Below are 15,582 nucleotides of genomic sequence, written 5' to 3'. Positions count from 1 at the left end.
CATATGACAATCGTAACATCAGGCCAAATAATCATCAGCACTTATGCTTTTGGCTTTTCCGTTGAAAAATTAGAATTTTTTAAAATATATTCAATTTCTTCTTGGCTGGCCTGTTGTAACTTGGCACGAAATACAGCGACGGTTTGTTCAATCAGAGTTTCAGCTTCTAACTCGAGACGTAAACGAACATTTTCCAGTTCCGAAAGCATAGCCGTGTCGCTAATCGACGGCATGCCTTTGGCAAAATTTAATGCCGCACCTTCAGGGTTCTTATGATAACGCGCCGTATAGGTCTGAATTTCACGCTCTAAATTTTGCCGAATCAGGGACAGTGTTTGTGTTTGTTCAGCAAATTGTCGTGTTTCATCGAATTGTAAGGCTTGAGCATAGTCTGCTTGTGCAGCGCGTTTCTTGGCTAAAGACTGTTCTAGCGCACGTTGATGGCGTAAACGAGCATCTTCAATCAATTGTGCCTTACGTTCTACATAAGCACGTTCTATTGTTTCAAAGGATTGTTGTTGTGCGAGCTCGTCCTTTTCCAACCATTTTTGAATATTGGTTTCAGGTTTGAGCACATTGCAGACGCGGTGTAGGTCATCAATAAATGCCTGACGAACAGCCTCAGGTACGTCTAACCAGCGCTGTTTAAAATCTTGACCGACATTTAATGCCACCGCATATCTCCTTAATTCGATTGATCAGCTATAGTTTAAAAGTTCGTGGTTCAATACCTAAACGCCGATATTGTTTAAATTTTTCACGACCCAGTTGTTTTGCTGATTCATTATTTTCGATGATTTCTATAATGTGACTAAATTTATCAATCTGTTCAAGCGCTTGATTGTTAAAATTAAACACGATCCAGTCCGATTGTTCGGGCAGATGAGATGAAATACAAATTGTAGCCGATTCTTGATCAATGCCATGCGGAATGAAACTGCTGGGATCAAAACTCCACAATCGTTCATCGAGCTGCTGTTGTAATTCTGAGTCTGCACAATATAACCAAATACGTTCAGGCTGTTTCAGAATCTTACGGCACAAACGGCAAGTGCTTTCCACTTGCCGTTCGGGACTTTTTTCAAATAAGTAAAAGCTTACTTTAGCCATTTGACTGCGCACGATTGGCTAAAAATTGTAGCAATAATGGCACAGGACGACCCGTTGCCCCTTTCGCTGAACCCGAGTTCCATGCAGTACCGGCAATATCTAAATGCGCCCAACGGTATTCACGCGTGAAGCGTTGTAAGAAGCAGGCTGCGGTGACTGAACCGGCTTTAGGGCCACCAATATTGGCAATATCAGCAAACGGTGAATCGAGTTGTTCTTGGTAATCATCAATCACGGGCATGCGCCATACACGGTCAAATGAGGTCTGTCCCGCAGCATGAATTTCAGCAGCCAGTTCATCATCTGGGGTGAATAGACCAGTCAGCACTGAACCTAAGGCAACCACACATGCACCAGTTAAAGTGGCAATATCAATCACCAAAGCAGGGTTAAAGCGTTTGATGTACGTCAGGGTGTCGCATAAAACCAAACGACCTTCCGCATCGGTATTTAAAATTTCGACTGTTTGACCACTCATGGTTTTTACGATATCTCCCGGACGCGTTGCATGACCTGAAGGCATATTTTCAGCGGCAGCAATTGCACCGACCACATGAATGGGTAATTTTGCTTCACACAGCGCACGCATTGTTCCTAACACAGATGCCGCACCACACATATCGTATTTCATTTCATCCATACCAGCACCAGGTTTGAGTGAAATACCGCCAGTATCAAAAGTGACCCCTTTACCCACTAAGACCACAGGCGCTTGTTCGGTATGGGCTTTATATTCAAGGGTAATCACGCGACCCGGACGATCTGACCCTTTGCTGACTGCAAGGAAGGCGTTCATGCCTAAATCGGCCATTTGTTGTTCATTAATCACGGTCACTTTAAGCAAGTCAGGATATTGCGCAGCGAGGGCTTGTGCTTGCTCTGCTAAATATTCAGGGAAGCAAATATTCCCCGGACGATTGCCTAAATCACGTGCCCAGTTTTGACCCGATTGCACAGCATGAATCAGGGTTAATTGTTGTGGGTTCAAAGTACTATTGTTTGAAATCAGATGAATTGTTTCGAGTATGAATTCATTTTTTTTCGATTTATATTCATCAAAAGCATATGCGGCTTGGGTTAAAGCCAAGGCAAATAAATAATGTTGCTCTGCTGCTAATGCAGAAATATCAATACTGATCTGTTTGAATTTTTTTTGTGACGTTTTGATAATGCTTTGCGCAATTTTTGCTAATTTATTGGGTTGTAGATCCGCGGCTTTATCGATGCCGATAAGTACAGTATTACTACATACCGCCACTTTCCCGATGAGTGATAGGCTTTCAGTTAAGCTGGCTTTAAACTGTGCTGCTTCTGCTAAAGAACTTAAATTATTGATTTCATAAGAAGTAGCTGCCTTTTGTAGCTGCTCAGAATCAACTAATATCAACAAATATGGGCTAGACGCATTCTCTTGGAAGGACGTATTAATTGTTAGTTTCATGTTCTGTATTCATGCCTTTGAATGTTTGCAAACCATTAAACCATTGAAACATTTCTATGAATAGAGTTTCAATGCGCAACGACAGTATAGGTTTTATATTTTCACCATTCGGGTAAACTAAGCCTAGTTTTTATTTGCCTCTTTTTGGGAAGAATTAATTTGATTATTCGGCGTTATTTGGTCAAGCAAGTGGTGTCTACATCCTTGGTTGTGATTGCCTTATTGACCTTAATCATGATGGGTGGTCGACTGATCAAGTACTTTGGTGTTGCGGCACAAGGTCGTTTAGATGTCAGTATTCTATTTAGTATTATTGGTTATCGACTGCCAGAATTTCTAACTTTAATTCTTCCACTGGGCTTTTTTATTGGCTTGGTCTTGGTCTTTGGTCGTTTGTATGTTGACCATGAAATGGCGGTACTCAATGGAAGTGGTGTCAGTCGGCATCGGTTGGGACGCTTACTGATTCCACTGACCGTGGTTTTTCTGGCCGTGCAATTTGTTTTAATGATTTGGATGTCTCCTTGGGGGCTGCGTCAGTTTGAAGAGTTGACGACCAACCAAGCGGTTAGAACGGGCTTCGATTTAGTCCGCCCGAAGGAGTTTATTTCATCTGGCCCCTATACCATTTATGCAGGGGACTTGTCTGAAGATCGTCGTAATCTAAAAGATGTATTTTTCTATCAACGTGCTGCAAAGCCAGATAAACCTGATGTGATGATTTTGGCGAAAGAGGCAACCCGTGTAGAAGTTGCCAATGAAACCGCCAGTATTGTCGATTTGGTCGAAGGTCGTCGTTACGAGTTTTTCCCAGGTAAACCTAAATATACCCAAGCAGAATTTCAATCCTATCGTTTACGTTTGGAAAGTGACACAGAAGCTAAGTTTGAAAGTGCCGAAGTGGAAGCATTACCTATTTCTAAGCTCTGGAGTAATCGTGCTGATCCGGTTGTTGCCAGTGAATTGGGTTGGCGCATCTTCGTTCCATTCTCTATTGTGGTCGCTTTAGCCTTAGCGGTTGCACTTTCAGAAGTTAGCCCACGGCAAGGACGTTATTTAAAACTCTTCCCCGCTTTACTTATTTTTGCCAGTTTGATTGTGGCACTGATGGCGGTGAAAACGCGGGTCAGTAAAGATGAAATGGGGATTGGGGCATATCCGTTGGTCTTGGTGGTATATGGTGTGGCTGCGGCATTATTTTCACGCAAACAAAAGCTTGCTCCTAAAATTAAGAAGCGAATTCAGCAGGTGAGGTCTTAAAATGTTAGCACGTCGAATAATTGCCAAACATGTGACCAAAACCACAGCATTAGCGATGCTGGGTGCAACTGTTGTGTTATCGGTTCTACAAGTTTTATTTACCTATTTAGGTGAATTAGGTGAATTAAGTGACACCTATACTGCTTGGAATGCATTAATTTATGTACTTTGGAGTGCACCTCGGTATTTATATGAAATCTTACCGATTGCGGCACTCATTGGTGCTGTGCTGGGTTTGGGTGCTTTAGCATCCAATGCAGAATTGGTGGTAATGCGTTCAGTTGGGATTAGTTTGTGGCGTATCGTCGGTTGGGTGATTCGCTCGGCATTAATTTTGGTGCTGTTGTCCTTTGTATTAAGTGAATGGGTGATTCCCTATACCAATGAGCAAGCCAAAAGCGTCAAAGATCACCGCAGTGTAAATTCATTGGGTGAAGTGAGCGGTTATTGGACACGCGAAGGTCAGCGTTTTATTTATATTGATTATGCCAATGCACAAGGACAGCTCAAACATGTTCAAGTGGTTGACTTTGATGAGCGTTATCACTTGAAAGGGGTGTTAAATGCAGAGCAAGGCCAGTTCATCAAAGATGGCGATTGGAGTCTAAAAACGGCTTCGCAAATTGATATTTTACCGCAGGGCAATGCAACGGTGATTAAGGCAGATCAATTGCCTTTGGCTTTGGCACTACAACCTAAATATGTGCATATGGTGACCATTGATCCTGAAGATTTATCGCCAAGTCAATTGGTCAGCTTTATGAGTTATATGCATGAATATAGCCAAGTACCGAAAACCTATAAACTGGCATTTTGGCAGAAAGTGGCTTCACCCTTTGCTTTAATTGCGTTGGTACTGATTGCCTGTTCCTTTATTTTTGGTCCTTTACGTCAACAGTCGATGGGTTTTCGTTTGGTGATTGCCTTATTCATTGGCTTAGGATTCTTCTATCTACAAGATTTCTTGGGCTATGCAAGTTTAGTGTATTCACCTTCACCGGCATGGTTTGTCTTTGTGCCGATTATTTTCATGATGCTAGCGGGCGGTTATTTGCTGCGACGTGCTCGTTAATCATTGAATAGCGCCTGATAAAACAATGTGCATGATCCGCTTTAGTCATGATCTGCACATAGAGTCTTGACCGAAAATTCGGTAAGATATAACGATGAAATTGTAAACAAAAGAGTGTTCATTATGACGGGTGCAACTGCTGGCAAAATCCCTCACGTATTGGTAATTATGGATGGTGTAGGGCATCGCGAAGCGGTCGAAGACAATGCTTTCTTAGCAGCCAAACGACCTAATTTAACGGCTATGCAAGAAAAGCATCCACATGGTTTGATTTCAGGTTCAGGCGAAGATGTCGGTCTACCTGATGGTCAAATGGGCAATTCTGAAGTGGGTCACATGAACCTTGGTGCAGGTCGTGTGTTGTATCAAGACTTTACCCGTATTACCAAAGATATTCGTACGGGTGCTTTTTTTGAGCATGACGTTTTGATTGATGCGGTGGAAAAAGCCAAAGCGGCACAAGGTGCTGTACATATTCTGGGCTTGTTGTCGCAAGGTGGTGTGCATTCGCATGAAGACCATATTGTGGCGATGTGTGAGTTAGCCTTAAAACGTGGTGCGAAAGTTTATTTACATGCGTTCTTGGATGGTCGTGATACACCACCGAAAAGTGCCCAACCATCACTTGAAAAATTAGATGCACTCTTTGCTCAATATCCGGAGCAGGGGCGTATTGCGACCATGATTGGTCGTTATTTTGCTATGGATCGTGACAATCGTTGGGATCGCGTTGAACAAGCCTATCGTTTGTTAACAGAAGGCGAAGCAGTACGTACCGCGACAACAGCTGTTGCAGGCTTAGAACAGGCTTATGCTGCTGAAGAAAAAGATGAATTTGTCAAAGCAACGCGTATTGGCGATGTGGCTAAAATTCAAGATGGTGACAGTGTCGTCTTTATGAATTTCCGTGCTGACCGTGCCCGTGAAATCACCAAAGCATTTGTCGAAAAAGATTTTTCCGGTTTTGAACGTAAAGTAGTGCCAAATCTGTCTAAATTTGTGATGTTGACGCGTTATCAAGCCACGATTGATGCACCTGTTGCCTATATGCCTCAAGCATTGCATAACTCGATTGGTGAATATTTATCGAATTTAGGTAAAACTCAACTGCGTATTGCTGAAACCGAAAAATATGCTCATGTGACCTTCTTCTTTAGTGGTGGTCGTGAAGATGAATATCCGGGTGAAAAACGTATCCTGATTCCATCACCCAATGTTGCAACCTATGACCTTAAGCCTGAAATGAGTGCTTATGAAGTGACCGATGAGTTGGTGGCTGCAATTAACTCGGGTGAATTTGACTTGTTGGTGGTCAATTTTGCCAATGGTGATATGGTCGGACACACAGGGGTATTTGATGCTGCTGTGCAAGCAGTGGAAGCGGTAGACACCTGTTTAGGTCGTGTCTATGCAGCGGTAATGGCACAAAAAGGCCATATGCTGATCACGGCTGACCATGGTAATGTTGAACAAATGCAAGACTATAAAAGTGGTCAAGTCCATACGCAACATACCACTGAACTTGTGCCCTTCATTTACGTAGGGCCAACTTCTGCAACAATTGCCGAAGGTGGTGTACTTGCCGATGTCGCACCGACATTATTAAGCTTAATGCAAATTCCTGTACCTCAAGAAATGCAAGGTCGTAATTTGATTACTTTGGCATCATAAAATAAATCGTATAAGTATAAACAGGTGAATGAATGGCTTTACAACGCTGGAAGATGGTTGTCACTTTAACCACGTTATTCATGTGTGTGAGCCATTCAGCTCTTGGGGCGGTGAAAACCCCGCCTGTTTTAGATTTTGATGATGAAATTGAACAAAATTATGCTGAAGTTCCCGTGGAATCAATTCAGCAATTTGTGCAAATTTATAGCATTGTTAAAGACAATTATGTCGATGAAAAAAATGATGATGCTTTATTTCAACAAGCAATTAAAGGTTTGGTCGGTGGACTAGACCGTTATTCTCGTTATTTAAGTCCAGAAGATTATAAGCTGCTGTTACAATATACCGAAGGTGATATGGCCTCGGTTGACTTTGAATTGATTTATGATCCACAGCTACATCAGTGGGTAATTCAAGGCTTAAAAAATAATGCCGATTCGACCAAACAAGGTCTACGTAATGGTGTTGCTGTATTTAAGATTGATGATCAAGAGCTGAAAAAACTCAATCATGATCAAGTACATAGTTTACTTAATGGTGCTATTGGTTCGACTTTAAGTTTACAACTGGCTCAAAATAGTGCGCCACTGACTTTAGTCCGCAATAAAAAAATAGAAACCGATATACAAGCCAATGTTTTACATAATCAAGTTTTAGTAATAAAAATAAAAGTTTTTCAGCAAGATACAGCCAATGAAATTAAGCGCTTAATTGAAGAGCATTCTTCTTCACGCTTAAAAGCAGTTTTACTTGATTTAAGAAATAATCCCGGTGGACTGTTATCTGCTGCGGTGGAATCCGCAGATTTGTTTTTGAATCAAGGGTTGATTGTCTCGACCAAAAGTCGTTCTGAAGGTGATCAACAATTTCAAGCTTTACCCAGTTTCGAATTTCAAAATTTAAAGCTCGGTATTTTAATGAATAGCCGTTCTGCTTCAGCTGCTGAAGTCTTTACCGCAGCACTTAAAGAGCATGGTCGTGCATGGGTTGTAGGTGAAAAAAGTTATGGAAAAGGGGTGGTGCAAAAACTATTCCCTTTGTCCAATGGTGCTGCTTTGCAGATGACGGTATCGCATTATTACACCCCTAAAGGCAACATGATTGAAGGGATTGGAATTCAGCCCAATCAACAATATCTGCTGCAACATGACATGAAAGAGGAAAACTATCTTGAACATGTTGCAGACATTATTCTCAACCATAAATAAATGTTTTATTCATCATCGGTATCTAAGCCAAATTTCTTTAAACGATAGCGTAAAGAGCGAAATGACATGCCGAGTTTTTTTGCTGCCAGCGTTCTGTTCCAATGGGTCAGATTCAGTGCATTGAGTAAAATATCTTTTTCAATATTTTCCAAATAAAGCTCTAGACCTTCATCGGGTAACTTTTTCGAAGAAAGTAGAATTTCAGTACGAGGAGCAATGGTTGAGTCCTGATCTACTAAGGTGCTGACGACTGGATAACGTAATGGCGCACTTTGTAAATTCGGCAAGTCAATTTTTTCGTCATCACTTAAAGTCATTGCGCGTTCAATAATATTACGCAGCTCTCGGACATTACCGGGGTAATATTGATTCAGCAAAAAGTTTCTTGAGCGCTCGGTCAACTGCTTGCTCGGAATACCCCATTCTTGACTGATTTTTTGAATAAAATGATGGGCCAATAAAATAATGTCATCGCCTCGTTCACGTAGTGGCGGAAGCACGAGATCCATCACATGAATACGGAAAAATAAGTCTTGGCGAAATTTACCTTGTTGTACCAAGGCTTCCAAGTCTTGATGACTGGCGCTAATGACCCGAAAGTCGACATCAATTTCAGCATCCGAACCGACAGGGCGAATACGTTTTTCTTGCACCGCACGAAGCAGCTTGACCTGCATACTTAAAGGCAGTTCAGCCACTTCATCTAAAAATAAACTCCCGCCATGTGCAGACTGAATCAGACCTTGTTTATCTTGTGTTGCACCGGTAAAGCTGCCTTTTTTGTGTCCAAACAGCTCACTTTCCATCAGTTCGGTTGGAATCGCACCGCAGTTAATCGCGATAAAAGGGCCTTCATTACGATTACTTAAACGATGGACCAGATTGGCAATGACTTCTTTGCCTGTGCCTGATTCACCCGTAATAAAGACCGGTGCTTGAGAGCGAGCGATTTTATTTAAGGTAATGCGTAATTGTTGAATCGGCAGCGATTGTCCAATCAGTAATTTTTGTTCCAGACTGTCTTCTTTGCTATTGAAATGCTCGATAGGTTTGTTTAAGGCTTTTTGTAAAAGCTGTTGCAAGTGTTTTTGATTAATCGGTTTACTGACAAAATCAAAAGCACCTGCTTTTAATGCCGCAATTGCAATTTCCATATTGCCATAGGCAGTCAATACAGCCACGGGTAAGGATGGAAAGCGTTGAGTCAACCATTCTACCAACTGTAGTCCATTACCATCAGGTAAATTTAAATCTGTTAAACAAGCATCATAACTATTTTCAGATAAGAGTTTTTTGGCTTGTTCTAGACGATGTGCAATATGAGTTTTTATGCCTATACGCGATAAAGACATTTGCATTAAGGTACATAAATCTTCCTCATCATCCACTAACAAAACAAGTGGTTGTCGTTCCACAATTACACCCCAGTAATATTAATTTAAAGCAACACGTGGGCATTCTATTCGAAAGCATGCCCCTTGTTTTTGTTCTACGTAGCTGAGTTCTGCTTGATTTGCTTCGCAAAAGCTACGTGATAAGTATAATCCTAAACCAGTTCCTGTAATTTCGGTACTAAAAAAAGGTTGAAATAAATAAGCAAGGTCTTGTGATGCGACACCTGAACCAAAATCACGCACATCAATGCGAACATTGGACTCATGGGAATACACATTTAATTCGATCTTTGCATCTGCTGGAACATTATGCCGAATTGCATTACGCAGCAAGTTAATGAGAATTTGCCGCAGTTGAGCTTCATCAAACGTGATCGCCATTTTATCTTGTATGTTGTATTTAATTTGCTGTGTGACGTCAGCTAAATCTTCTTGTAGGAATTGTGGGATAAACTGATTCAGTTGTAATTGTGTGGGATAGGTTTCTTTATTTCGCACCATATTCAGCGTATCTTGGATGATGCAATCAATCCGTAGCGCTTGTTTAGCAATCATCTGGCTTAAGTGTTGTTGCTGATCTGAATCACTGTCTGCCAAAAGTTCATTGGCTTGGACAATCGCTGCGAGCGGGTTGCGAATTTCATGCGCAATACTGGCGGAAAGTTGTCCTAATGCCGCAAGCTTGAGTTGTTGTACTCTTTGATTGAGCTTACGGGCATCTTGTATGACCAACAAGGTTAGCGTTTGATGGGGCACAATTAATTTTTGCACTTCAATGTGCATATGATACTGACTCAGTTGTGACTCGAATTGAAATTTTTCACCATTTTTGAGCTGATCAAATTTGAGCAATTCAAATAAGTCAGGCTGAACTTTGTATAAAGGGGATTTATCATAGGCATAAAGCGGAGGAATACCCAATAGCATACATGCCGCAGGATTGCTGAGTACAATGTGACAGTTATCATCTAAGACCAAATAACCCAGTTCAATCTGCTCTAAAATATAACGGTTCAAATTTTGCAGTCGATTGAGTTCCAGAGATTGCGAAAAATTTAAATTTTCCAATAATTGGAAGCGTCGAACCGCTAATTGACCACTGCCATAGACGACAAAAAACAAAAAAGCCAACAGGGCGCTATTGCCGATATTATTGAGTGATGAAAAATCAAATAAGCGACCTAAAAAAAGCTGGTAAACAACACTAATCACCGCAATAAGGGTAATGACCAATGCCTTTTGTGCATCGAGTAATAAAGATGCGGCAAAAATGGTGATCACAAAAAGCAGGCTTAAATGCAGATTAGGGCCATCCATGGCCAAAGTCAGTAGACTTAAAGCAATGACATCGGCTGTAAACAGCAAAATGAATTGTTGTGGGATTTTAGATTTTATTTTTTTAATCAAAATCAATTGGATGAAATTGATGGTGACGTAGCCAATCAATACATAAAGATAGAGTTTTGGATATTGATAATCTGTATTTAAGCGTTGATAAGTAAGTACAAAAATCAGTAGAAGACACGTCGCAATAATCAGTCTATAGGTGGCATACCATATGCCTAAATGATATTGATTAAACTCAAAAGTATGGTTTTTTTGCGTCATGCATGTCTTCTAGAAAGCGAAATCAAAAAGTATTAAGGTTTAATTAGCCCATAACGAATGGCTAAATGGGTCAGTTTTACATCACTGTCTAAATTCAGTTTTTCGAAGATACGATAACGGTAAGTATTGACGGTTTTCACACTGACAAACAGTTTGTCGGCAATTTCTTGTGCACTAATACAATTCACCACCATCATTGCCACTTGCATTTCACGTTCTGATAATGCATTAAATGGGGACTGTTGGGTATCTGAAAGATATGAACTGGCCAGTTGTTCCGCAATATCGGCACTAAAGTATTTGCCACCTTGCATGACTTTGTTGATGGCACGAACCATCTCTGTGACTGGAGCACCTTTGGTAATATAGCCTTTCGCACCAGCTTTTAATAATAATGAAGGGTAAGGTTCTTCCGCTAAACCACTGACAGCAAGGACTTTGGTCTCGGGTGCGGTTTGCAATAGGCGTCGGGTGGTTTCTACCCCACCAATGCCCGGCATGTTCACATCGAGTAAGACTACATTGGGGTGATGTTGACGGACTAAGGTAATTGCTTCTTCTCCAGATTCAGCTTGACCAATGACTTGAACATCCGCATGGTCTTCGAGCATTCGGCAAATCCCGGTACGTACCAACTCATGGTCATCTACTACTAAAACTGTGATCACCTAGTTCTCCCTCAAATAAAAAAAAGCATGTTTTTTGTTACATAAAGCAAAATAAGCTTGCAATGAAATGACAAAATTAGCAATCCTATTCTTAATCTTTAAATGAAATGTTATGCACAATGTGATGAGCGAGAAACTGTTCACCTTTGTGTCTAAATGTAAGACATATTTGAGGTAATACACAAATGTATCTTACCTCTCAGAGTTGAGTAAACTATCGTGAAAAATTCAAACAAATCTTTAATGCATGTGCTAGGGATGTCTATCTTACTTAGCATGAGTTCAAGCACCTTTGCAGAACTCATCATGGATGCATCTGGGGGGACAGGTCAAGCCGCTTTAAATTGGTCCTCTGAAGATGCTAAACAACTCCTTAATGGTGATGTTTCATCATTAAACGATGAAGTAACGCCACAAGGTTCAACTAAAATCACCACCTCTGTGCGCAGTTCGAATGCTGTCGTATCGCATGCTGCGCCTAAAACTGTACAAATTTTAAATAATTCGCGTTATAGCAATCAACCAGCGGTCAATGCACGTGCAGCATTGGTCATGGATTCTCAAACAGGTGAAGTGCTATACAGTAAAAATACCAATGCCGCATTGCCGATTGCATCCATCACGAAATTGATGACTGCGGTGGTCATTGCGGATGCCAGACTGAATATGTCTGAAGACATTACTTTGCAAGCAATTGATTTTGCAGGAGCAGGTGGTAAAAACTCAAGCTCGACTTTACGTGCTGGCGACTCCATGAATCGTGCGGAAGTTTTATTATTGGCTTTAATGAAGTCGGAAAACCCGGCTGCCGCTGCTTTAGCTCGTACTTACCCCGGTGGCCGAGCTGCTTTTGTTTCAGCAATGAATAGCAAAGCAAAATCTTTAGGCATGACGTCCGCTCATTATTATGAATCGACTGGGCTTGATCCACGTAATATTGCTTCTGCACGTGATTTAGGTATTTTGGTCAGTGCTGCTTATCAATATGGGTTAATTCGTCAGTTCTCAACCACGGCAAGCTATGATTTTAATTTGGGTCATCGTGTATTGAAATCGAATAATACCAATGCCTTGGTGCGTAATGGGGGTTGGAATATCAATATTTCAAAAACAGGTTATATCAATGAAGCAGGGCGCTGTGTGGTGATGCACACCACTTTGAATAATCGTCCAGCAGTTGTGGTGCTATTGGGTGCGGACAGCTCTCAAGCGCGTACTGAAGATGCTATGCGTTTAATGAATTGGACAAGCCAGTTACCAAAACGTATTTAACACGGTTTTTAATCCTTGCAAAAACTCTTCTTCGGAATAATGCTCATTAGTTAAGGGGGTTTACAATTAACCCCTTAACTTTTTAGTTATTCACAACGGAGTCTTATATTTATTAAATCCAACGCTTGTAGCTCATCTATTACTTTGGATAAGCCCAAATGAGAAGCAGAGCTTCGCAAGAAAGGCATCTTGCGGCGCATTGCGCCTCACCGCAAAACTCGTCAAACACCTTTTATTGATTAATAAATCGCAGAACCCTTACTTTTTCAAAGTAGTCTTGCCTCGAACAATTGCGAATGACGTTTCTGCGTATCGAGTAACATTATGAATTTAAAATAAAAAATAATAAATTCTTAACTGATCAGTATTACTTCTTCGGAAGAGTTTTTTATTTCCTTAGCTTTTTATTTACAACGACAGAATGTGTCTCATCTGTCCGTTTTTTCATCGATTTTTATCAAAAAAAGATTAAGATATAAAGCTATAAAAAAATAGATGATCACAGATTATGAATGCTATGCAGCATGCGCGCATTTCGGCTAAGCGTTGGGGCGGAGAAGCTGAAGATTATTATGAAGTTCATCACTTTATTGATAGTACCAAAAGCCTGTGTAGCGATGCTCGCCATCGTATTTTGCATACGCTTTGGGGAGTGAATAGCATTGTGGTTCCGATCTATGGACATAGTCTGCTCAACAGTGCAGGAAAGTCGGTCGATCTGAAAGATCTATGTGAACGTGATCATTTATTGGTGGATTATCAGCAACGTTTTATTCCCACTTTGGCTGATTTTGTTCGCGCCATCGATCCGGCACGTTTGCCTGTGGGGTTCGAACAAAAAATTGAAAAAATACATCAATATTATTCAGATCAACCACAACTTTCACAAATATTGCTATCGCCCTTAGCCTTAACGGGAAAATTACACTCGCTGTTGCTGACCCATAACAGTTGGTTTATCTACGAAATATTACCGCGTATGGGCTATCCCATCAGCAGTTTAGTGGATTTGGGTTGTGCTCCAGAGGACTTTTTTAATGCCATGCAATTTGAATTGTGGATGGATAATGGTATGGCAGTGCCTGCCAGTGCTCAGGCACTTAATCAAATAAAACATAATTATCAATACACTTAATCATCAACACAGTTAATAAAGGAAATGAACATGCCGACTTTTGTCATCCGTGAAAAATTCTTCGGTTATAACGATGAGGTTTTTTATGTAGCTGGAAACCGAATTGCCAATATTTTTCAGGATCAAGCCTTAGCGGAACAGCAGTATAAACAATTAGAAATTGCGGCAGCCCGTAACTTTGCCTTATACGAAGTGGCTTCTTTTTTCGATGCGACAGAAGATGAACTGCAAAAGTATGATGATTTTGTGTTTTCACGTTGTGGAGAACATATAGTCAAACTACTTTATTATTCATACAAGATTCGAAAAAAACTCGAAATAACTCATCGACTGAGTCGATCAACCATTCTTTACGCTTACGTTTAACCCATGCCCACATCTGTTCTATAGGATTTAAATCAGGGCTGTATGCAGGAAGCCAAAGAATTTTATGCCCTTGTTGTTCCAATAACTCCTGAATATCTGCTCTTTTATGAAATGCTGCATTATCCATAACCACTACACTATTTTCTGGTAATGCTGGTATGAGGAATTGCTCAATCCAAAAATGAAAAACATCTGAATTGATTTTGCAGTCAAATAAACCGACTGAAAATAAATACCCTTTATGGATTGCTCCAATGGCATTGGTCTGATTCTTTAATTGCCAATTATATTGCCCTAGACAGGGTACTCCTTTTCGTGAGTAGCCATGAGGTCTGTAATCATGTGACTTAAAACCACTTTCATCCAGGTAAATAATCGGATGGTTTTTTTCTAATTCATTCACTTGCTGAATAAATTTATCCCTAAGCTTTGTATCTGCTTTAGGATGGCTTAACGTCTTTTTTTAACTGTAATATTTAAGCGCTTTAATGCAGCACCAATAGATGAAACACCACAATTAAAACGTGCAGCACGTTCATATTGATAAGCATCAGGATACTTTTCAACATCTTCACGTAAAGCATCATCGTTAATTTTAGAAGGTTTACGTACACGAGTTTTTTTAATCTCTATACGTTTCTTCCATTCAACAATGGTATTTTTATTAATTTCAAATTGTGCAGATACCGCTCGAATAGAATAACCTTCCTCAAGCTTAGCTAAAATTTTACGTCTAAAATGTTCTGAATAACTCATTGCACCATTGTATTGGTTTTATAATGATTTGACTATATTGTCGAGGCGGGGGATATTTCTGAAGATGTTTTGCCCGCAAGTTTGAATGATGCAGATACTTTTGAATTTGTGCAGTTGGCTCAGATGCAGAGTTATCAATTGGTCAGTTTTGCCGATGAAGTCAAATTTTATGCACTCTGGTCTTTGAAACAGCAAGACTGGATCAAACAATACGATGAATGTTTTGCAGGTCTCATTTATGCAGCCAGTCCCGAATATTTAAAACCGTATATGGAACATGTGTTTTCTGAATTTGATGAGCCTAATATTGTCCTTCAGGGAACACTCGATAGCTTAACGGAAAACCCAATATTGATGCAGTCGCTGATTACAACCCATGCTGGACTTAGTTACAGTCAAGATCAGCTACGCATTCAGGCTTGGGATGATGACGCTTTATTTGCGATCAACAGCATGTTAAAGCAGCCACTGTTTGAGATACGTGAAATTGCACTGGATGAAATACAGGGCATTGAAAAAGCGTTGGAAAAAGAATATGGCTATGATTATGAATAAGAAAATTGATAGATAATAGCCCAATAAAAAACCAGTTGCATGCAACTGGTTTTTTATTGCCGAAAT

The 15,582-nt window shown here is 40.5% G+C and carries 15 protein-coding genes and 1 pseudogene; 8 read left to right on the top strand and 8 right to left on the bottom strand.

Going from position 1 to position 15,582, the window contains the following annotated elements:
* Nucleotides 1-41: 41 nt before the first annotated feature.
* Genes blhA through BLV99_RS01635 form a run of 3 tightly spaced genes read right to left on the bottom strand, consistent with a single transcriptional unit; the run spans nt 42 to nt 2,551 of the window.
* Nucleotides 42-674, bottom strand: a complete 633-nt coding sequence (gene blhA, locus BLV99_RS01645) for a cell division protein BlhA (RefSeq protein WP_086183967.1) — start codon at nt 672-674, stop codon at nt 42-44.
* 28 nt (nt 675-702) lie between these two features.
* Nucleotides 703-1,110, bottom strand: coding sequence for a DNA polymerase III subunit chi (locus BLV99_RS01640; protein ID WP_086183966.1), 408 nt, complete (start codon nt 1,108-1,110; stop codon nt 703-705).
* Entirely contained in the window at nt 1,103-2,551 is a 1,449-nt protein-coding gene (locus BLV99_RS01635; RefSeq protein WP_092687048.1) for a leucyl aminopeptidase, read from the bottom strand. The genes BLV99_RS01640 and BLV99_RS01635 overlap by 8 nt, the downstream gene beginning before the upstream one ends.
* Nucleotides 2,552-2,710: 159 nt before the next feature.
* Between BLV99_RS01635 and lptF the strand changes: the two genes are divergently transcribed.
* The 4 genes from lptF (at nt 2,711) to BLV99_RS01615 (ending at nt 7,762) form a co-directional block, all read left to right on the top strand.
* Nucleotides 2,711-3,811: an LPS export ABC transporter permease LptF gene (lptF, locus tag BLV99_RS01630; RefSeq protein WP_086183964.1), complete on the top strand. Its 1,101-nt coding sequence runs from the start codon at nt 2,711-2,713 to the stop codon at nt 3,809-3,811.
* A gap of 1 nt (nt 3,812) precedes the next feature.
* Nucleotides 3,813-4,883, top strand: coding sequence for an LPS export ABC transporter permease LptG (lptG, locus tag BLV99_RS01625; protein WP_086183963.1), 1,071 nt, complete (start codon nt 3,813-3,815; stop codon nt 4,881-4,883).
* 123 nt (nt 4,884-5,006) lie between these two features.
* Nucleotides 5,007-6,554, top strand: coding sequence for a 2,3-bisphosphoglycerate-independent phosphoglycerate mutase (gpmI, locus tag BLV99_RS01620; RefSeq protein ID WP_092687045.1), 1,548 nt, complete (start codon nt 5,007-5,009; stop codon nt 6,552-6,554).
* A 32-nt stretch (nt 6,555-6,586) separates the two neighbouring features.
* Nucleotides 6,587-7,762: a S41 family peptidase gene (locus BLV99_RS01615; RefSeq protein ID WP_092687042.1), complete on the top strand. Its 1,176-nt coding sequence runs from the start codon at nt 6,587-6,589 to the stop codon at nt 7,760-7,762.
* A gap of 5 nt (nt 7,763-7,767) precedes the next feature.
* Here BLV99_RS01615 and BLV99_RS01610 read toward each other — a convergent pair whose 3' ends face one another.
* From BLV99_RS01610 to gacA, 3 genes are read right to left on the bottom strand one after another with little or no spacing between them, the layout of a single operon-like run.
* Nucleotides 7,768-9,180 (bottom strand): sigma-54-dependent transcriptional regulator, encoded by a 1,413-nt coding sequence (locus BLV99_RS01610; protein WP_167356285.1) that lies wholly within the window; start codon nt 9,178-9,180, stop codon nt 7,768-7,770.
* A 15-nt stretch (nt 9,181-9,195) separates the two neighbouring features.
* Nucleotides 9,196-10,764 (bottom strand): sensor histidine kinase, encoded by a 1,569-nt coding sequence (locus BLV99_RS01605; protein ID WP_092687036.1) that lies wholly within the window; start codon nt 10,762-10,764, stop codon nt 9,196-9,198.
* A gap of 32 nt (nt 10,765-10,796) precedes the next feature.
* Nucleotides 10,797-11,432, bottom strand: coding sequence for a response regulator transcription factor GacA (gene gacA, locus BLV99_RS01600; protein WP_004650062.1), 636 nt, complete (start codon nt 11,430-11,432; stop codon nt 10,797-10,799).
* A 219-nt stretch (nt 11,433-11,651) separates the two neighbouring features.
* On the opposite strand from gacA, the gene pbpG reads away from it, so the two are divergent.
* The 3 genes and pseudogenes from pbpG to BLV99_RS01585 all read left to right on the top strand — a co-directional run.
* Nucleotides 11,652-12,704 (top strand): D-alanyl-D-alanine endopeptidase PBP7/8, encoded by a 1,053-nt coding sequence (gene pbpG / locus BLV99_RS01595; protein WP_092687033.1) that lies wholly within the window; start codon nt 11,652-11,654, stop codon nt 12,702-12,704.
* A 508-nt stretch (nt 12,705-13,212) separates the two neighbouring features.
* The gene (locus BLV99_RS01590; RefSeq protein ID WP_086183957.1) at nt 13,213-13,839 is read left to right on the top strand and encodes a DUF6915 family protein; all 627 of its coding nucleotides are present in this window, start codon (nt 13,213-13,215) and stop codon (nt 13,837-13,839) included.
* Between the two features lie 30 nt (nt 13,840-13,869).
* Nucleotides 13,870-14,112, top strand: a pseudogene (locus tag BLV99_RS01585) (hypothetical protein); the annotation flags it as partial.
* Between the two features lies 1 nt (nt 14,113).
* Here BLV99_RS01585 and BLV99_RS18675 read toward each other — a convergent pair.
* A complete protein-coding gene (locus BLV99_RS18675; RefSeq protein ID WP_001003818.1) occupies nt 14,114-14,608 on the bottom strand; it encodes an IS630 family transposase in 495 nt (164 codons plus the stop codon).
* A gap of 47 nt (nt 14,609-14,655) precedes the next feature.
* Complete coding sequence (locus BLV99_RS01575) at nt 14,656-14,961, bottom strand: IS630 transposase-related protein (protein WP_034700601.1); 306 nt, start codon at nt 14,959-14,961, stop codon at nt 14,656-14,658.
* A 69-nt stretch (nt 14,962-15,030) separates the two neighbouring features.
* Here BLV99_RS01575 and BLV99_RS01570 point away from each other — a divergent pair, with 69 nt between their 5' ends.
* Nucleotides 15,031-15,516 carry a hypothetical protein gene (locus tag BLV99_RS01570; RefSeq protein ID WP_213030956.1) on the top strand — a complete coding sequence of 162 codons (486 nt, stop codon included), beginning with the start codon at nt 15,031-15,033 and terminating at the stop codon, nt 15,514-15,516.
* Nucleotides 15,517-15,582: the final 66 nt, after the last annotated feature.

The organism is Acinetobacter kyonggiensis (assembly GCF_900107285.1).
GTDB classification, from domain to species: domain Bacteria; phylum Pseudomonadota; class Gammaproteobacteria; order Pseudomonadales; family Moraxellaceae; genus Acinetobacter; species Acinetobacter kyonggiensis.
This window is presented reverse-complemented; position numbering and strand designations above follow the sequence as displayed.

What these genes read in the sequence shown, in the direction of transcription:
- BLV99_RS01635 (WP_092687048.1), bottom strand. Translation starts at nt 2,551, where the DNA reads ATGAAACTAACAATTAATACGTCCTTCCAAGAGAATGCGTCTAGCCCA.
- lptG (WP_086183963.1), top strand. Translation starts at nt 3,813, where the DNA reads ATGTTAGCACGTCGAATAATTGCCAAACATGTGACCAAAACCACAGCA.
- gpmI (WP_092687045.1), top strand. Translation starts at nt 5,007, where the DNA reads ATGACGGGTGCAACTGCTGGCAAAATCCCTCACGTATTGGTAATTATG.
- BLV99_RS01615 (WP_092687042.1), top strand. Translation starts at nt 6,587, where the DNA reads ATGGCTTTACAACGCTGGAAGATGGTTGTCACTTTAACCACGTTATTC.
- BLV99_RS01575 (WP_034700601.1), bottom strand. Translation starts at nt 14,961, where the DNA reads ATGAGTTATTCAGAACATTTTAGACGTAAAATTTTAGCTAAGCTTGAG.
- BLV99_RS01605 (WP_092687036.1), bottom strand. Translation starts at nt 10,764, where the DNA reads ATGACGCAAAAAAACCATACTTTTGAGTTTAATCAATATCATTTAGGC.
- BLV99_RS01640 (WP_086183966.1), bottom strand. Translation starts at nt 1,110, where the DNA reads ATGGCTAAAGTAAGCTTTTACTTATTTGAAAAAAGTCCCGAACGGCAA.
- BLV99_RS01590 (WP_086183957.1), top strand. Translation starts at nt 13,213, where the DNA reads ATGAATGCTATGCAGCATGCGCGCATTTCGGCTAAGCGTTGGGGCGGA.